General features: G+C 32.2%; 6 protein-coding genes. All 6 read left to right on the top strand.

All coding sequences use genetic code 11. The features are described from left to right. Positions 1-16 precede the first annotated feature (16 nt). Positions 17-223, top strand: a complete 207-nt coding sequence (locus Q0P94_RS10415) for a 30S ribosomal protein S28e (protein ID WP_116669816.1) — start codon at positions 17-19, stop codon at positions 221-223. A gap of 14 nt (positions 224-237) precedes the next feature. Continuing rightward, entirely contained in the window at positions 238-399 is a 162-nt protein-coding gene (locus Q0P94_RS10420) for a 50S ribosomal protein L24e (protein ID WP_004034240.1), read from the top strand. Beyond that, complete coding sequence (gene ndk, locus Q0P94_RS10425; protein ID WP_292608822.1) at positions 396-848, top strand: nucleoside-diphosphate kinase; 453 nt, start codon at positions 396-398, stop codon at positions 846-848. Before Q0P94_RS10420 ends, ndk begins: the two co-directional genes overlap by 4 nt. A 38-nt stretch (positions 849-886) precedes the next feature. Then, positions 887-2,677, top strand: coding sequence for a translation initiation factor IF-2 (gene infB / locus Q0P94_RS10430; protein WP_295116388.1), 1,791 nt, complete (start codon positions 887-889; stop codon positions 2,675-2,677). 37 nt (positions 2,678-2,714) lie between these two features. Then, positions 2,715-3,098 (top strand): 30S ribosomal protein S6e, encoded by a 384-nt coding sequence (locus Q0P94_RS10435; RefSeq protein ID WP_295116391.1) that lies wholly within the window; start codon positions 2,715-2,717, stop codon positions 3,096-3,098. Positions 3,099-3,160: 62 nt separating this feature from the next. After that, on the top strand, positions 3,161-3,243 hold an 83-nt coding region (locus Q0P94_RS10440), incomplete at its 3' end, for a GTP-binding protein (protein WP_295116393.1).

The raw sequence follows: 3,243 nt of genomic DNA on the forward strand, positions 1-3,243 counted from the left end.
ATTTACGGTGATTTAAATGGAAGAAGGAACTCCTGCTGAAGTCATTGAAGTTTTAAAAAGAACTGGTATGACTGGTGAGGTAATGCAAATTAAATGCAGAATCCTTGATGGTAGAGATAAAGGAAGAATTTTAACAAGAAACATTATGGGTCCTGTTAGAGAAGGTGACATTTTAATGTTACTTGATACAATTAGAGAAGCTAAAGAAATTAAGACTCCATAAGAAGGTGTAAGAACATGAGAACTTGTTCATTCTGTAATAAAGAAATAGAAGAAGGTACAGGAAAAATGTACGTCAAAAAAGACGGTTCAATTTATTTCTTTTGTAGCAGTAAATGTGAAAAAAATATGATTAAACTCGGAAGAGTTCCAAGAAAAGTTAAATGGGTTAAAGAATGATTCAAAAAAGTTTTGTAATGATGAAACCGGACGCTGTCCAAAGACGTCTTATGGGTAAAATATTATCCCGTTTTGAAGACAAAGGTCTTAAAATTGTAGCTGTTAAATTAATTCAAATCGATGAAGATTTAGCAAAAACTCATTATGGAGAACATGCTGAAAAACCATTTTTCCCAAGTTTAGTTGAATATATTACTTCTTCACCATCATTAGCTATGGTAATTGAAGGAGAAGAAGCTATCACTACAATTAGGAAAATTGTTGGTGCAACTAATCCTTTAGAAGCAGATCTTGGAACTATTAGGGGGGACTTTGGTATGGATACAGGTAGAAACATTATTCATGCATCAGATGCTCCTGAATCTGCTGAAAGAGAAATTGCTCTCTTCTTTAATGAAGATGAAATTTGCGATTACAAAATCGTCGACAATGATTTAATTTATGAATAAATTTAAAATTTTAAAAATTTATTATTAAGAAAGATACTATGAAAATCAGATCCCCGATTGTATCAGTTTTGGGTCATGTAGACCATGGAAAAACTACATTATTAGATTATATTAGAGGTAGTACTATTGCTGATAAAGAAGCAGGGGGTATTACTCAACATATTGGTGCTACAGAAATTCCTAATGATACTATTGAAGAAATCTGTGGAAATTTTATATCAAGATTAACTATTAAAGATTTAATCCCTGGATTATTCTTTATTGATACTCCTGGACATGCAGCTTTTACCAGTTTGAGAAAACGTGGTGGTGCATTAGCAGATTTAGCAGTATTAATTGTTGATATCAATGATGGATTTAAACCACAAACTTTCGAAGCGTTGAATATTCTTAAGATGTATAAAACTCCGTTCATTGTTGTAGCTAATAAAATAGATATGATATTTGGATGGGAAACACATGAAGGTGCTTCTTTTAAAGAATCTTTTGAACAACAAGCTCAAAGTGTTAAACAAGAGTTGGATACAAAGGTTTATGAAATTGTAGGTACCCTTCACAAGGAAGGTTTTCAGTCTGAAAGATTTGATAGAGTGAGTAACTTCGCTTCTCAGATTAGTATTATTCCAATTAGTGCTAGGTCTGGTGAAGGAATTATTGAAGTTTTAGCAATGCTTTTAGGACTTGCTCAAGAATATTTAACCGAACAACTTGAAATTAATGAAGATGCTCCCGCTAAGGGTACAGTTTTAGAAATTAAAGAAGAAGTTGGATTAGGTCTTACTATTGATAGTATTATTTATGATGGTGTTTTACGAACTAATGATGAAATAGCTTTAATGACTTCTTCAAATGAAGTATTAACTACAAAAATCAGATCCATTTTAAGACCACTTCCGCTAGAAGAAATGAGAGATTCTAAAAAGAAATTCCAAAAATTTGATGAAGTAGTTGCAGCTGCAGGTATTAAAATTGCTGCTCCTAATTTAGATGATGTTGTTTCTGGTTCACCTCTTAGGGTGTTAAGTGATGATGAAAATGTAGAGGAAGAAATCTTAAAAGAGATTGAGGATATTACAATCAGTACGGAAGATGAAGGAATTTTAGTTAAAGCGGATACATTAGGTTCTCTTGAAGCTATTGTTAAATTGTTAAGAGAGTTAAATATTCCTATTCGTGAAGCAGGCATTGGTGATGTCAATCGTAGAGATATTATTAATTCATCCATTGCTTTAAATGAGAATGATGCACATGGAGCTATCATTGCATTTAATGTTAATGTCAATTCAAATTCACAGGAAGATTTGGAAAATTCAGATGTTAAATTGTTCAAAGGTGATGTGATTTATCAGATTATTGAAGATTATGAAGCATGGATTGATGAACTTGAAAAAGCTAAGAAAAAAGCGTTTTATGATGCTATTATCAAACCGGCTAAATTCATGTCTTTACCTAAATTAGTTTTCCGTCAAAGTAAACCTGCTATTATCGGAATTGAATCTTTAAGCGGAACAGTTAAGCAAGGTCAAACTTTGATTAATAAGAATGGTGAATATGTTGGTGTAATTGCCAGTATGGAAGACAAAGGAGAAACATTGCCTGATATTCCTAGGGGTCAAAGGGTTGCAATGGCTATTAAAGATGCTATTGTTGGAAAACATTTTGATGAAGGGGATGAATTATATGTTGATATTCCTGAAAAACATTACAAATTCATTGAACGTGAATTTAAAGATAAATTAACTGAAGATGAGTTTGAAACTTTATATGAATTTGTTGAAATTAAACGAAAACAAGATCCTGATTGGGGTAAATTTGGTCTTTTTGAATAATAAATTGGGTTTATAAAAAAATTAAGGAGGAAATACCATGGCATTCAAAGTTGTTGTGTCTCAAGGTGCTGAAACTCATCAAATTGAAGTTGATGAAGCTAAAGCTCTTAATGGTTTAGTCATCGGTGATGAATTTGATGGTGCTGTTGTTGGTTTAGATGGTTACACTTTAAAAATCACTGGTGGTAGTGACAAAAATGGTTTTACCATGAAAAAAGATGTTTCTGGTACCAGAAGAATAAAAAGTTTATTAACCGGTGGTATCGGTTATCATCCTAAAGCAGATGGTGTTAAAAAAAGAAAAACCGTTAGAGGAAACACTATCGCAGAAGATATTGTACAAATCAACACTGTAGTTACTCAAGCTGGAAGCAAATCAATAGCTGAAATTATTGGTGCTGGTGAAGAAGAGGAAGAATAGTTTTACTAATCTTTCTTATTTTACTTTTAGTTGAATTTAAATTATAAAAAAGGTGGTTATCTGTGAACGTACAGTCAGATGTTAATATAGGTTTAGTTGGTCACGTAGACCATGGTAAGACTACTCTTACTAAAGCATTATCAGG

Source organism: uncultured Methanobrevibacter sp., assembly GCF_946184425.1.
Taxonomy (GTDB): Archaea; Methanobacteriota; Methanobacteria; order Methanobacteriales; family Methanobacteriaceae; genus Methanocatella.